At 67.0% G+C, this 13,903-nt stretch carries 12 protein-coding genes; 10 read left to right on the top strand and 2 right to left on the bottom strand.

Features of this window, described 5'->3' with window-relative positions:
* Positions 1 to 163: 163 nt before the first annotated feature.
* The gene (locus tag NS6_RS24615) at positions 164 to 997 is read right to left on the bottom strand and encodes an HAD family hydrolase (RefSeq protein WP_371859359.1); all 834 of its coding nucleotides are present in this window, start codon (positions 995 to 997) and stop codon (positions 164 to 166) included.
* Positions 998 to 1,361: 364 nt separating this feature from the next.
* Here NS6_RS24615 and ssd point away from each other — a divergent pair, with 364 nt between their 5' ends.
* From ssd to NS6_RS24580, 7 genes are all read left to right on the top strand, one after another.
* Positions 1,362 to 2,468, top strand: a complete 1,107-nt coding sequence (gene ssd / locus NS6_RS24610) for a septum site-determining protein Ssd (protein ID WP_068046022.1) — start codon at positions 1,362 to 1,364, stop codon at positions 2,466 to 2,468.
* Positions 2,465 to 3,664, top strand: coding sequence for a TadA family conjugal transfer-associated ATPase (locus NS6_RS24605; protein WP_068046019.1), 1,200 nt, complete (start codon positions 2,465 to 2,467; stop codon positions 3,662 to 3,664). The genes ssd and NS6_RS24605 overlap by 4 nt, the downstream gene beginning before the upstream one ends.
* Before the next feature lie 164 nt (positions 3,665 to 3,828).
* Complete coding sequence (locus NS6_RS24600; protein ID WP_371859358.1) at positions 3,829 to 4,479, top strand: type II secretion system F family protein; 651 nt, start codon at positions 3,829 to 3,831, stop codon at positions 4,477 to 4,479.
* Between the two features lie 106 nt (positions 4,480 to 4,585).
* On the top strand, positions 4,586 to 5,185 hold the full coding sequence (locus NS6_RS24595; RefSeq protein ID WP_068046013.1) for a type II secretion system F family protein: 600 nt from the start codon (positions 4,586 to 4,588) through the stop codon (positions 5,183 to 5,185).
* A gap of 68 nt (positions 5,186 to 5,253) precedes the next feature.
* Complete coding sequence (locus tag NS6_RS36265) at positions 5,254 to 5,490, top strand: DUF4244 domain-containing protein (protein ID WP_068046005.1); 237 nt, start codon at positions 5,254 to 5,256, stop codon at positions 5,488 to 5,490.
* 88 nt (positions 5,491 to 5,578) lie between these two features.
* The gene (locus NS6_RS24585; RefSeq protein WP_245669490.1) at positions 5,579 to 5,893 is read left to right on the top strand and encodes a TadE family type IV pilus minor pilin; all 315 of its coding nucleotides are present in this window, start codon (positions 5,579 to 5,581) and stop codon (positions 5,891 to 5,893) included.
* A 104-nt stretch (positions 5,894 to 5,997) separates the two neighbouring features.
* A complete protein-coding gene (locus tag NS6_RS24580) occupies positions 5,998 to 6,357 on the top strand; it encodes an Rv3654c family TadE-like protein (RefSeq protein ID WP_307648376.1) in 360 nt (119 codons plus the stop codon).
* Between the two features lie 242 nt (positions 6,358 to 6,599).
* Here the strand turns inward: NS6_RS24580 and NS6_RS24575 are convergent, their stop codons facing one another.
* Positions 6,600 to 8,963 carry a DEAD/DEAH box helicase gene (locus NS6_RS24575; RefSeq protein ID WP_068045997.1) on the bottom strand — a complete coding sequence of 788 codons (2,364 nt, stop codon included), beginning with the start codon at positions 8,961 to 8,963 and terminating at the stop codon, positions 6,600 to 6,602.
* A 432-nt stretch (positions 8,964 to 9,395) separates the two neighbouring features.
* On the opposite strand from NS6_RS24575, the gene NS6_RS24570 reads away from it, so the two are divergent.
* From NS6_RS24570 to NS6_RS24560, 3 genes are all read left to right on the top strand, one after another.
* Complete coding sequence (locus NS6_RS24570) at positions 9,396 to 9,602, top strand: cold-shock protein (protein WP_011206895.1); 207 nt, start codon at positions 9,396 to 9,398, stop codon at positions 9,600 to 9,602.
* 608 nt (positions 9,603 to 10,210) lie between these two features.
* Entirely contained in the window at positions 10,211 to 13,075 is a 2,865-nt protein-coding gene (gene topA, locus NS6_RS24565; RefSeq protein ID WP_245669496.1) for a type I DNA topoisomerase, read from the top strand.
* Between the two features lie 82 nt (positions 13,076 to 13,157).
* The gene (locus NS6_RS24560) at positions 13,158 to 13,664 is read left to right on the top strand and encodes a mycothiol transferase (RefSeq protein WP_068045995.1); all 507 of its coding nucleotides are present in this window, start codon (positions 13,158 to 13,160) and stop codon (positions 13,662 to 13,664) included.
* The last annotated feature ends 239 nt before the right edge of the window (positions 13,665 to 13,903 follow it).

Here is a 13,903-nt window from a genome sequence, read left to right as displayed (position 1 = left end):
AAGCCTTCTCTTCCGGCTACGCCTTGGCCTTCCGTCCTTCCGTGCCTCCATTTCTACACTGTGAGCGGCCTCACATCAAGGCTTCGCTGAACATCGCCCTACATTCGCCGAACGGTCCCGTCAATCGGAGACTTATGCTATAAGTCCAGGTTGTTGGCTATTTTCAGCGGCGTCGTAAGAGTCGATAGGTGAGCGCGCCGGCGGCCAGCGCGCTCAGGCCGACCGCGACACCGGCAGCTGTCGTCTTCGACGGTGCGCGAAACCGTGACCACAGCGAAACCGGATCGGAGAACGTGAGGATCGGCCAGCTCCGCGCTGTTGCCTCCCGCCGGAGATTCCGGTCGGGATTCACTGCGGTCGGGTGGCCGACCGCTGCAAGCATCGGTAGATCGGTGATCGAATCGGAATATGCGTAGCACCGCGACAGGTCGTAACCCGCTGTGGCGGACAGTCTTTCCATGGCGGTGACCTTGCCCTCCCCGTAGCAGTAGAAATCGACGGCGCCGGTGTATTTACCGTCGACGACCTCCATCCGGGTGGCGGCGGTATGCGTGGCCCCGAGCGCCTCGGCGATCGGAGCCACCACTTCCTCCCCGGAGGCGGAGACGATCACCACATCGTGGCCGCGGATCCGGTGATCGGCGATCAGATCGACTGCTTCTGCGTAGATCAGCGGATCCACCAGGTCGTGCAAGGTCTCCGCCACGATCGACCGGATCTGGGCGACGTCCCAGCCGGCGACCATATTCGTCAGGTTGGCGCGCATCCGCTCCATCTGATCGTGGTCGGCGCCCGAGAGCAGGAAGATGAAATGGGCATAGCTGCTCTCCAGTACCGCGCGCCGGTTGATCAGGCCCTCGGCGAAGAAGGGTTTGCTGAAAACATAGGTGCTCGAGCGGGCTATCACCGTCTTGTCCAGGTCGAAGAATGCGGCGATACGGCTGCCCGTGCCGTGGCGATCGCCGGTCAGCGGTGTCGAATCAGCGGAGTCCGTCACGGGTTCAGGATAGGCATTCACGCCTGGCGTGTCGGCGCCGCCGGGTGGATGCGGCGGTCCTGACCTGCACTTTCCCGTGGCGTGCAATAGCGGGCTCGAACCGGCGAACTTCTTTGTCACGGGGCTTGCGTTTCCGTCAGGGATTGGGTGTAGTATGGCTGTCACCTGGACATGTTCCAGGCGCGTTCAGCCCGACCCCCCGGGGCTGAACCCTGACGGCCCCAGCCTCCTCCCCCCCCGGCTGGGGCCGTCCTCTATTCAAGGGACGGTCGCGAACTCGTAGAGTTGTCCACAGCCCGCGAGTTGTCCACAATCGCCACCGCAGCCCACTTTCGGCGCGGCTTCGTCGGCCACGCTGGCTCGTATGGACCACGAAGCGACCACCGCGGAGAACACCGAACCCGCTGTGCTGGTGGTTATCCGAGATCACCGGCTCCGCGAGGAAGTCCGCCGGGTGGCCGCAGCGGCCGGTCGGCGCATCGAGGAAACCGACCCACCGGCCGGCCGGCATGTCTGGTCGGCCGCACCACTCATCGTGCTGGACACCCGGGCGGCGGTGGAATGCGCCGCCGCCGCGCCGCCACGGCGCAACGGGGTGGTCACCGTCACCGACGGCGAACCCGAATTGGGCGATTGGCAGGCCGCAGCGGTAATCGGTGCCGAACGTGTGGTCGCATTGCCCACAGCGGCAGTTGCACTCATCGAGAAGTTCGCCGAATACGGCGAACGCCATGCCGACGGCGGAGTCGTTGTCGCCCTGGCCGGAGCAGGTGGTGGTGCGGGGGCGTCCACCTTGGCTGCGGCGGTTGCGTTGCGATCGGCCATCTCTCGGTTCCGGCCGAATACTGTGCTCGTCGACGGCGTGCCACACGGTGGCGGCCTGGATCTGCTGCTCGGCATCGAGGGCACACCCGGCCTGCGCTGGCCCGATCTGGTCATCGACGACGGCCGGGTCGCCGCCGCCGAATTGCACAACGCCCTCCCCGGCGCCGGCGCGGGCCTGTCGGTGCTGTCATGCGGCCGCGGCGCGGGCCGGGCGAGTCCCATCGGCGCCGCTGCCGTGCACGCGGTGATCGAAGCAACCCGTGGGGCAGGCGATCTCGTCGTCTGCGATATCTCGAGCGAACGAGGTCCTCATGTAGACCGGATACTGGACGCCTCGGATCTGGTGGTGCTCGTCGTACCCGCCCGGTTGCGCGCAGTGGCAGCAGCCGAAGTCGTCGCGCGGTGGATCGCAGACCGGAATCCGAACCAAGGGCTGGTGGTCCGCGGCCCGGCCCCGGGTAATCTCCGCGGTCACGAAATCGCCAGGGTCCTCGAGCTGCCGCTCCTGGCCGCCGTACGCGCACAGCCCGGCCTCGGCGCCCGCCTCGAACGCGGTGGCCTGCGGTTACCGCGTGGTCCACTGCGCACCGCCTGCGACGCGGTGCTGGCGGTACTGAGCCCACCGGACGAACGGCGACCGGAATGAGCGCCGGCACCGAAGACACCATCGTCACGGCCGAACTCCTGGACCGGGTGCGCCGGCGGCTGGCCGGCGAATCCGCCGAACCCGAACCGGCGCGGGTCGCCGCGGCCATCCGGGCCGAAGCGGGCGGAATGCTGGGCGATACCGATCTCCTGCGCGCATTGCGGCTGCTGCAGACCGAACTCACCGGTGCCGGCGTGCTCGAACCGCTACTGCACGATCCGGCGGTCGCCGATGTCCTGGTTACGGCGCCGGACGCGGTATGGGTCGATCGTGGGCACGGGGTCGAGAAAACCTCGATAACCTTTCCCGACGAGGCTGCGGTGCGACGCCTGGCCCAGCGGCTGGCGCTCTCGGCGGGCCGCAGGCTCGACGACGCACAACCCTGGGTGGACGGCCGGCTCCCGGGACGGGAACTCGTGCTGGGCGCCAACTTCGGTGTCCGTCTGCACGCGGTGCTGTCGCCGGTCGCGCTCGGCGGCACCTGCCTATCGCTGCGCGTTCTGCGTCCGGCCACCCAGGGCCTGGACGCCCTGTCCAGGGCAGGGACGGTTTCGGCCGAAGCGAAAACTCTGTTGCGCAAGATCATCCGGGCTCGGCTCGCATTCCTTGTCGTGGGTGGTACGGGCGCCGGGAAAACTACGCTGCTTTCGGCGTTGCTCGCCGAGGCCTCGGCGGGGGAGCGAATCGTCTGCGTGGAGGACGCCGCCGAACTCGCGCCACCGCATCCCCACGTGGTCCGGCTGGTAGCCCGCCCGGCGAATATCGAAGGCGCCGGTGAGATCACGCTGCGCGACCTGGTGCGTCAGGCGCTGCGGATGCGGCCGGATCGCATCGTGGTCGGCGAGGTGCGGGGAGCGGAGGTCGTGGACCTGCTCACCGCCCTCAACACCGGACACGACGGGGGTGCGGGAACCGTACATGCCAACTCACCGCATGAGGTTCCGGCCAGGCTCGAGGCGCTTGCGGGTTCGGGCGGTATGGATCGCCCCGCTCTGCACAGTCAGCTGGCCGCCGCGGTCCAGGTCGTACTGCACGTTCAGCGGCGTGCCGATGGTGCACGCACCCTCCGGGAGATCGGTGTGGTGCGGCGAGACAGCCACGGCTGGGTCGAGATCTGCCCGGCCTGGCGCCCCGGCGGTCCAGGCCCCGGAGCCGAGCTGCTGTTCGGGTTGCTCGAAGAACGGCTGGTCGGATGATTCCCGGAGAACCGGCCGGACCGGCGATCGCGGCTCTCGGCTGTGTTGCGCTGGGCCTGCTCATCCTCCCGGCAGCGGCTGCTCGTCGGCGATATCCGCGCGTCCTGCGTTCGCAGCGGAGGCGCCGAATACCCGTGCACCGATCTCTCCACTGCATTGTCGGTGTGGGCGGCGCGGTGGCGCTGAGTCTGGGAAGTGGGGCACTTGTCACCGCGGTCCTCGTCGGGGCGACCGTAGCGGTTCGGGTGCGCCGGGCCCGCCGGTCCGCGCGGCACCGTACCGAATGCGGATACCTGCTCGACGGCTTGGCGGCGGTGATCGCGGAACTGCACGTGGGCGCGCATCCCAGCGTCGCCGCCGCCGTAGCCGCCCGCGAAACCTCGGGAATCGCGGCACAGGCGTTCGCGGTCGGCGCTGCTCGTAGCCGGTTGGGCGGATCCGGGGCCGACGGAATACTCGGTCCGGGAACGGTGATCGCCACCGAACTGGCCCGGGTCGCGGATGCTTGGCGGGTTGCCGAACGCCACGGCCTCGCTCTGGCCGAACTGCTGTCCGCGGCTCGCACCGATCTGGCGGCTCGGGCCAAATTCCGCAGCCGGACGGAAGCCGCATTGGCCGGAGCCCGGGCCACGGCCGCCATCCTGGCAGTACTTCCGGTGTTGGGCATCGGTTTGGGACAGCTGATGGGGGCCGATCCGCTGCGCGTTCTCCTTATCTCCGGGATCGGCACCTATCTCCTGCCACTCGGCGCGGGCCTGGCCTGTGCGGGATTGCTGTGGGCCGATGAAATAACCCGCCGGGTGGTATCGCGATGAGCCCGGCCGCCTGTCGTGATCGTCTCCCGAACCGAGGGTTTCGATATCGCTCCAGGCCCGGCCGATATTCCGGCGGCCGGCCGGTCGTGATGCATGGGCGCTGCTGATGACAGCTGGTCCGGAGTGGCCCTGCCTGCTGCTGGCCGCAGCATTGCTGCTGGTTCCGTCCCGTGTGCCGGTGATCGCGCGGCTTTGTGCCGGCCCGGTCGGGGGGCGGGCGGCCGCGCCCGGAACGCGCGGCCCGGTGGACCCGGTAGCGACTGCGACCCTCTTCGATCTGCTGGCGGCGTGTTTACGTGCCGGTTTGCCGACCGATGGCGCGGTCCGCGCCGTGGTGCCCACCTGCCCCGCCCGTCTGGCGGAACCGCTACAGCATGCAGCCGACCTGCTCGCCATGGGTGCGGACCCGGCCACCGCCTGGGCGCCCGCCGGGTCGGAAGCCGCGGCGGCACCCGAGTTCGAAGCTTTGGCACGGCTGGCACGCCGGTCTGCTCGCTCCGGGTCTTCGCTGGCGACGGCGGTGGGCGAGTTGGCAGAAGAACACCGGGCCCTGGTCGAGGAGGCGGCGACCGCGCGGGCCGAGCGTGCCGGAGTGTTGATCGGCGGCCCGCTGGGCCTGTGCTTCCTGCCGGCGTTCGTCTGCCTGGGCATCGTCCCGGTGATCGTGGGGCTGGCAGGCCGGGTGCTGGGCGGTGCGCTGCTGTGAGCGCGCCGCCGGACACCGAGAGGTACCTGCGTACGGATCGGCCGTACGGAGTCGAGAAGGGGATACAGATGCGGAAAGTGAGCGAATGCGGGCCGGTGCGGCGGTTGAGCGCGGCCGGCGGCGGGGTCAATGCCCGTCTCCTGCATGCCGCCGTTGCGGACGAGGGGATGAGCACCGTGGAATATGCAATCGGCACGATCGCTGCGGCGGCGTTCGGCGCCGTCCTGTACACGGTGGTTACCGGCGAGAGTATCCCCGACGCGCTGACCGGGATCATCGAAAAGGCTTTGAACACAAGTGTCTAGCCAGCAGACCGGACCGTACCGGAGGTCCGGCCCGAACGCTCCTGAGACGGTGCGGGCCCGGGGGACGCTACGAGACGACACCGGTTCGGTGACTGTCGAGGCGGCGATCGCACTAGGCGCTCTGGCCGCCGCGGTGGCATTGTGCGTGGGTGCGGTTTTTGCCGCTGTCACCCAGGTGCGCTGTGTCGATGCCGCCCGGGAGGCTGCCCGGCTCGCCGCACGAGGCGACCGGGCGGCCGCCGAGCCCACGGCACGGCAGGTCGCGCCGGACGGTGCGGATATCTCCGTGCGCTACGAGGCCGATCGGGTGGTGGCGGTGGTCACCGCAGATGTCCCGCTGTTACCCGCGCTCGAGCTGCGTGCCGAGGCGGTGGCCGCGTGGGAACCGGGGGAGGGCATATGAATACGGGACCCACGGCGGTGCGATTCCGGAGTCGGTCGAGCCGGAACCCGGACGTCGCGACGGACTGTGGCCCCGGTGCGCATATGACCGGCCGCCCGAGGCCTGTGAACCTTTCTGAGGACGATGGGTCGGCGACGGTGACCGCGTGCCTCGCCCTGGCCGCGCTGCTCGCGCTCACCGTGCTCGTCACGCATGTGGGCGGAGTGATCGCGGCCCGGCACCGGGCGCAGGCGGCGGCCGATCTCGCGGCGCTGGCCGCCGCCGCGGAACTACCCGCAGGTGCCGATGCGGGATGTGCCGCTGCCGAAGCGCTCGGCCGGCGCATGAAGGCGAGAGTTGTCCGGTGCGAGGTTGCTGGATGGGACGTGCTGATCGAGGTCGAAGAAAAAGTACCGTCGGGTCCGTTCGGGTCGCAGAGTATACGAGCGATTGCACGAGCGGGCCCGGTGGAAGAAGGTGAGTGATCGGCTTTCGCGGGAATTTGTTAACGACGAATACCGCATTCGGTTAGGTAGGGCAATTAATGGCTCGCTACCTGAAATAGGAGTTTGTTATTGAATTGATTCGGTTGCATTGTCGACAGCTACCGATCCGTTACGGGGCAACAATTCAGTTAACATGATCATGTTCCTGTTAAATCGGGCGAGGGATGGGCAGGTTGGCGGTATCGCCAGGAGGAGTGAGCGTACTGACCAGTGTGTACCGGTCATGCAAGACCGGACGGGCGACCAGGCTCGCCCGGCTCGGCCAGAATCGCCGTCAACAACCTGATTGCACCGGCCTTGTCGAGTGGGTCGTTCCCGTTTCCGCATTTGGGTGACTGCACACACGACGGGCAGCCGGTGCGACACGAACACGACTCCACGGCGGCCAGCGTGGCCCCCAGCCACTGCCGCAGCAGGGCGTAGCCGCGTTCGGCAAAACCGGCGCCACCGGCCTGCCCGTCGTAGACGAACACCGTGGGGAGGCCGGTGTCGGGATGCTCGGCGGTGGACACACCGCCGATATCCCAGCGGTCACAGGTCGCGACCAGCGGCAACAGTCCGATCGCCGCGTGTTCGGCGGCGTGTAATGAGCCGGGCACATCGGCAGTCGCGATCCCGGCGCGTGCCAGTAGGTCGGAGGTAACCGTGAAGAGCACCGCGGTAGTGGGCAGCTGCTGCGGCGGCAGGTCGAGCTCGACCATATCGAGTACCTCGCCGGTGACCGCGGTACGCAGGTAACCGATGACCTGGCTGTGCACCGTGACCGTTGCCAGTGCAGCTGTGACCTGCCCGAACACGCGGCTTTCCCGGATCGAATCAATGCTGAGGGAAGTGATCTGCCGGGCGCTGGTGGTCCAGCCCGGTGTCTCTTCGCGTACGAATGCTACATTCCCGTCGAGGTCGAGTTCGTCGACCACGTAGGTCTCGCCTTGGTGCAGATGTACCGCTCCCTGGTGGAGGGTCGCCGGCGCGCGGGCCGCGTCCGTCGTGCCGAGGAACCGCCCGGTCTCGCCGACCACGATCGCTACCGGGCTGCCGATACCGCCGCGGACATCGACCGAATCGTGGGGTGGTTCGGCAGCGGTATAGAACCAGTGGTGGCCGCCGTTCGACCGTCGCCGGCGAATCAGCCCCCTGCCTGCGAGTTCGGCCACTATCCGGTGGTCGGCGAGGCGCTGGACCTCGGCATCGTCGAGAGGTAGTTCCATGGCCGCGCACAGCAGTTGCGGACCGAGTACATAGGGGTTGGCGGGATCGATGATCGTGGCCTCTACCGGGCGGTCCAGCAGGGCTTCCGGGTGGTGGACGAGGAAGGTGTCCAGCGGGTCGTCGCGAGCCACCAGCACCGCCAGCGCGCCCTGGGTCCGCCGTCCGGCGCGTCCGATTTGCTGGCGGAACGAGGCCACGGTGCCGGGGAAACCGGCGAGGACCACTGCGTCCAGGCCTGCGATGTCTACGCCGAGTTCCAGAGCGTTGGTGGTTGCCGCGGCGAGTAGCGATCCGTCTGCGAGCCCCGCTTCGAGTGCCCGGCGGTCTTCGGGCAGGTAGCCGCCCCGGTAGGCGGCGATCCGGTCGGCCAGTTCAGGGGCGGTTTCCGTCAGCAGCTGCCGGGTGTGCAGAGCGATCAGCTCCGCGGCCCGCCGAGACCGCGCGAAGGTCAGGGTGCGGGCCCCTTCGAGCACCAGGTCGGCGGTGATCCGGGCGGCCTCGGTAGTGGCGCCCAGTCGTACAGGGGCGCCGTTCTCGCCCTGTATCGAGGTGAGTAGCGGAGGCTCCCAGAACGCGATGGTCCGCGCCCCTCTCGGCGACCCGTCCTCGGTCACTGCGGCACAGTCCGAGCCGATCAGCCGCGATGCGGCGGCGGCCGGATCGGCGGCAGTCGCGGAGCAGAGTACGAACACCGGGTCGGCGCCGTAGTGGACAGCCAATCGGCGCAGGCGCCGCAGTATCAGTGCCACGTGGGAGCCGAAGATTCCCCGGTAGGCGTGGCATTCGTCGACAACCACATAGCGCAGCCGGCGCAGCAGCCGCGCCCAGCGCTGGTGGGAGCGCAGTAGCCCGAGGTGCATCATGTCGGGATTGGTGAACACCCACCGTGCTTCCTCCCGTACCAATTGACGGATTTCCGTCGGTGTATCGCCGTCATAGGCGGCCACCGGGATGTGGCGTAGTGCTTTGTGCCGGGTGAGTTCACCGACCATTCGCAACTGGTCGGCGCCGAGTGCTTTGGTCGGCGCGATATACAGCGCCGTGGCGCGCGGGTCGTCGTGTAAGGCGGTGAGCACCGGGAGGTGGTAGCCCAGCGATTTACCCGAGGCGGTCCCGGTGGATACGACCACGTTCCGCCCGTCGTGGGCGAGCTCGGCGGTGGCGGCCTGATGACTCCACGGTGTTGCGATACCTTCCTCGCGGAGCGCGTCGACAACCGCAGGCGCCGCCCAGATCGGCCATTCGGCCGTCCGGGCCGCGTGGCCGGGGGCCTCCGCGATATGCGTCAGCCGCGAATCGGTATCCTCGCCCCCACGCAGGACACGATTCAGCAACGATCGCCCGTAGCCGGCGTCGGATCGGACCTCGTGCGTCATGTCGCCGAACCTTCTGCGCGTCCGAATGATGTGAAACGTCGGCGTCCGCTGCTCGTTGCCTGCGGATTCGATACCCAATAGCGATCTGGGTCACAGCTGGGTACGCGGTCCGCTCGCTGGTTATCGCTAGGCAAACATACCGGAAGTTCAGATTCCACCGGGCTATCCCTTATAGCCGCATTCGCGAGATCAATTTTTTTGCAAATTGTCGGTAACTCCGCTGTTGAATTTCCCAAAGACATGGTTCACTGGGTCTCGGTCGCAAGCTTCTGTGTTCGAGGGAACGGATGCAAAGTCCAAACCTTGGCAGGATCGATGTTGCGAACCGCTTACGAAGGCCCTGCGGGAGTCCAGAGTACAGGGGTTCGGAACAGGCCCGGTGGACGAAACTAAGTTGTCCGCCGTTCCGAGTAAGAAAAGAGAAGGAACAGAATGGCACAGGGAACTGTGAAGTGGTTCAACGCGGAGAAGGGCTTCGGCTTCATCGCGCCCGAAGACGGCTCTGCGGACGTCTTCGTCCACTACTCCGAAATCCAGGGTTCGGGGTTCCGTACCCTCGAGGAAAATCAGAAGGTCGAGTTCGAGGTTGGTCAGGGCACCAAAGGCCCGCAGGCCACCGGAGTTCGCGCGCTCAGCTGAGCGAGTACACCTCCCAGTTCGTCCCTCGATCCCGTAACGGGAGCGAGGGACGAACTATATGTGCGGTATGTGTAATTCCGCGGTCGTGGGCCCCGCGCGTTCCCGGCCTGCCTGCCCGAGTTGTGCGCTCGCAGCGACTCCGGGCTTTCACTCCGGCCGTGCGGCCTCCGGCTACGCCACCATCGGCCGCGCATTTTCCGGGCACCTGCGATCGAGCTCCGGTCGATGGTGTCGCACCACACTTCTCCCGGGCGGCCGGCTCGGCTCGTCCGAACTGCGCCACGCGCGGACGGATGGCCGATTACCGTCTTCATGCACCGCTCTCCTCGACAAGGCACGACTTCGTGACCTACCGTGCGTGCTGTGGTGGCCTCGCGCCCTGCATACTGAACGGCATCGACGCGCCATCGCCCGATGGTCGCAACCGCTCGACCACGCGCAGCGTCAAGGTATAAACGTGTCTGGTGGTGATGCTCGTCGTCACCATCTGTTCATCCAGCCGCGTCCTGCCCCCCAGCAGCGTCCAGCGGGTCGAGAAGGAAAGGGATTCGCCGGTGGCAACACGAGACCGTAGCGCAGCCGAGGCGGGTCGTCCCGTGCGTCGTCTCGTGATCGTCGAGTCCCCGACAAAGGCTCGTAAAATCGCGCCCTACCTGGGACGGAACTATACGGTCGAGGCATCGGTGGGCCATATCCGCGATCTGCCGCGCGGCGCCGCCGATGTGCCGGCCAAATACAAGGGACAGGACTGGGCCCGGCTCGGGGTGGACGTCAACAACGACTTCGAACCCATCTATGTGGTGAGCCCGGACAAGAAGGGCAAGGTCACCGAACTCAAGAGTCTGCTGGCCGACGCCGACGAGCTCTACCTCGCCACCGACCCCGACCGCGAGGGCGAGGCGATCGCCTGGCATCTGCTGGAGACCCTGAAGCCGAAGGTCCCGGTTCGCCGGATGGTGTTCCACGAGATCACCGAACCCGCGATCCGCGCTGCCGCCGCCGATACCCGCGACCTGGACAACGACCTGGTCGACGCGCAGGAAACCCGGCGCATCCTGGACCGGCTGTACGGCTACGAGGTCAGCCCGGTGCTGTGGAAGAAGGTGATGCCGCGGCTGTCGGCGGGCCGGGTGCAGTCCGTCGCGACCCGGGTGGTCGTACAGCGTGAACGTGAGCGGATGGCCTTCCGGTCGGCCGAGTACTGGGATATCGCGGCGCGACTGGACGCCGGCGGGGAAGCCGATACCGCCAACCCGCGCGTATTCTCCGCGCGACTGGTCGATGTCGACGGCTCCCGGGTCGCCACCGGCCGGGATTTCGGTTCCGACGGGCAGCTGAAGGCCGATTCGCGCGCCCTGGTGCTGGACGAGGCCCGCGCTCGGCGGCTGTCCGAGGCCCTGCACGGTGCCGATCTGGTGGTGACCTCGGCCGAATCCAAGCCGTACACCCGCAAACCGTATGCGCCGTTCATGACCTCCACCCTGCAGCAGGAGGCGGGCCGCAAACTGCGTTTCACCTCCGAACGCACTATGCGCACAGCGCAGCGGCTGTACGAGAACGGCTACATCACCTATATGCGTACCGACTCGACGACACTGTCGGAGTCGGCGATCAATGCCGCCCGCACCCAGGCGACCCAGCTGTACGGCGCGGAGTACGTGCACCCGACCGCACGGCAGTACACGCGCAAGGTCAAGAACGCGCAGGAAGCACACGAGGCGATCCGCCCCGCCGGTGATACCTTCGCCACACCCGGCCAGCTGCATTCCCGGCTGGACAACGACGAGTTCCGGCTCTACGAGCTGATCTGGCAGCGCACCGTCGCCTCGCAGATGGCCGATGCCAAGGGCACCACCCTCACTTTGCGGATCACCGGCACGGCCGGTACCGGCGAGGAGTGTGTGTTCTCCGCTTCGGGTCGCACCCTCACCTTCCCCGGGTTCCTCAGGGCGTATGTGGAGAGTGTCGACGAGGAGGCCGGTGGCCAATCCGACGATGCGGAAACCCGGTTGCCGCACCTCGCGGAAGGCGAGGGCGTGACGGCCGTCGAGCTGAACCCCGACGGGCACAGCACCAATCCGCCCGCGCGGTACACGGAAGCGTCGCTGATCAAAACCCTGGAGGAGTTGGGGATCGGACGCCCGTCCACCTATTCCTCGATCATCAAGACCATTCTCGACCGCGGCTATATCTACAAGCGGGGCAGCGCACTGGTGCCGTCCTGGGTGGCGTTCTCGGTCACCGGGTTGCTGGAGTCGCATTTCGGCCGGCTTGTCGATTTCGATTTCACCGCCGCCATGGAAGACGATCTGGACGCTATCGCCACCGGCCGGGCCCGGCGTGGAAACTGGTTGTCCAGCTTCTACTTCGGTGGGGACGACGGCGCCGAGGGATCGGTCGCGCGGGCCGGTGGGCTCAAGAAGATGGTCGGGGAGCGGCTCGACGAAATCGATGCCCGCGAGATCAATTCGATCAAACTCTTCACCGATGACGCGGACCGCGATGTGGTGGTGCGGGTCGGCCGGTACGGGCCGTATCTGGAGCGTATGGTCACCGACCCCGACAAGCCCGATGCGGAACCGACGTCGCAACGCGCCAACCTGCCCGATGATTTGCCGCCCGACGAGCTGACCCCCGACGTTGCGGAGAAGCTGTTCGCGACCCCGCAGGAGGGGCGCACCCTCGGTGTCGATCCGGTGAGCGGGCACGAAATCGTCGCCAAGGAAGGACGTTTCGGGCCCTACGTCACCGAAATCCTGCCGGAACCGCCGGAAGACGAGGCGGCGAAGAAGACGACGAAGAAGAACAACGGTCCGAAACCGCGCACCGGCTCGCTGCTGAAATCCATGGATCCGGCGACGGTTACGCTCGACGACGCGCTCAAATTGCTGTCGCTGCCGCGGGTGGTCGGTACTGATCCGGCATCCGGCGAGGAGATCACCGCGCAGAACGGGCGCTACGGCCCCTACCTCAAGAAGGGGACTGATTCGCGTTCGCTGGCCACCGAGGACCAGATCTTCACAGTGACCTTGGATGAGGCCCTCAAGTTATATGCCGAACCCAAACGACGAGGTAGACAGGCTGCGGCCGCTGCGCCGCTGCGAGAACTGGGCAATGATTCGGCCACCGACAAGCCCATGGTGATCAAGGACGGGCGGTTCGGCCCCTACGTGACCGACGGGGAAACCAACGCCAGTCTGCGTAAGGGCGATGAGGTGGAGTCGATCACCGACGAACGGGCCTCGGAACTGCTGGCCGATCGTCGCGCCCGGGGTCCGGTGAAGAAGGCGGCCAAGAAGACCGCGAAGAAGGCTCCGGCGAAGAAAGCCGCGGCGAAGAAGACCACTACCGCGGCGAAGAAATCGACCACCGCGAAGAAGACCACGGCGAAGAAAACGACTGCCAAGAAAGCCGCCGCGAAGAAAGCGCCCGCAAAACAGGCCGCGAGCCGCGCCGGCGAGGACGACGAATAGAACCTCCTCTGCCCCGGGAACGGCGATAGATGTCGTACCCGGGTCGTAGCCTGACGCGCGACACCTATCAGAAGGAGCGCCGATGGCCGTCCGCCAGGAGCATGACGACCTCATCCAGTTGCTGGACGAACAGCGCGAGATGTTCCGCATCACGCTGCGGGGTATCAGCGAGGAGCAGGCAAGGCAGCGCACCACCGCGAGTGAACTCACCCTGGGCGGGCTACTGCACCATTTGGTCGGTTGTGAACGGCTGTGGACAAAAGTGCTCGTGGACCGTGACGAGAACGCGGAACAGAAGCTGGAAGACTTCGCAGGCCAATACAGCATCGGCGATTCGGAAACCGTGGCCGGTTTGCTAGCGGAATGGGAGATCGTCGCGGCGAACACCGCGGAACTCATTCGCTCGGTGGACGATCTCGACGCCTCCATCCCCACCCCCACCAACCCGTGGGTACCCGGCCGGGTGTGGTGGTCGGCGCGCTTCCTGATCCTGCACATCCTGCGTGAGATCGCCCACCACAGTGGGCACGCCGACATCATCCGCGAACAGTTGGACGGTGCCAACACCACCGCTCAGCGTGCTGGATAGGCCCGCCGCTCCACTCCCGTCGCACGCTTCGCGCCGGTTCTCCGTTCGACGACACCGTGCGGCGGGCACACTCTGCGTCCCCTCCGCCTCCGACCATATGCCCGGCGCCCCGTCGTCCGATGCTCGGTCGAGAGGGATAACGGTGCGCGCATCTAGCGGAGTACGCCTTGTTCACGACCGGATGAACGTCGGCTGTACGAGGCCATCCGATGAGGAGGGGCCGGCGGGTCCATTAGGGT

Origin of the sequence: Nocardia speluncae NBRC 108251 (genome assembly GCF_001613245.1) — a bacterium.
Lineage (GTDB): Bacteria > Actinomycetota > Actinomycetes > Mycobacteriales > Mycobacteriaceae > Nocardia > Nocardia speluncae.
This window is presented reverse-complemented; position numbering and strand designations above follow the sequence as displayed.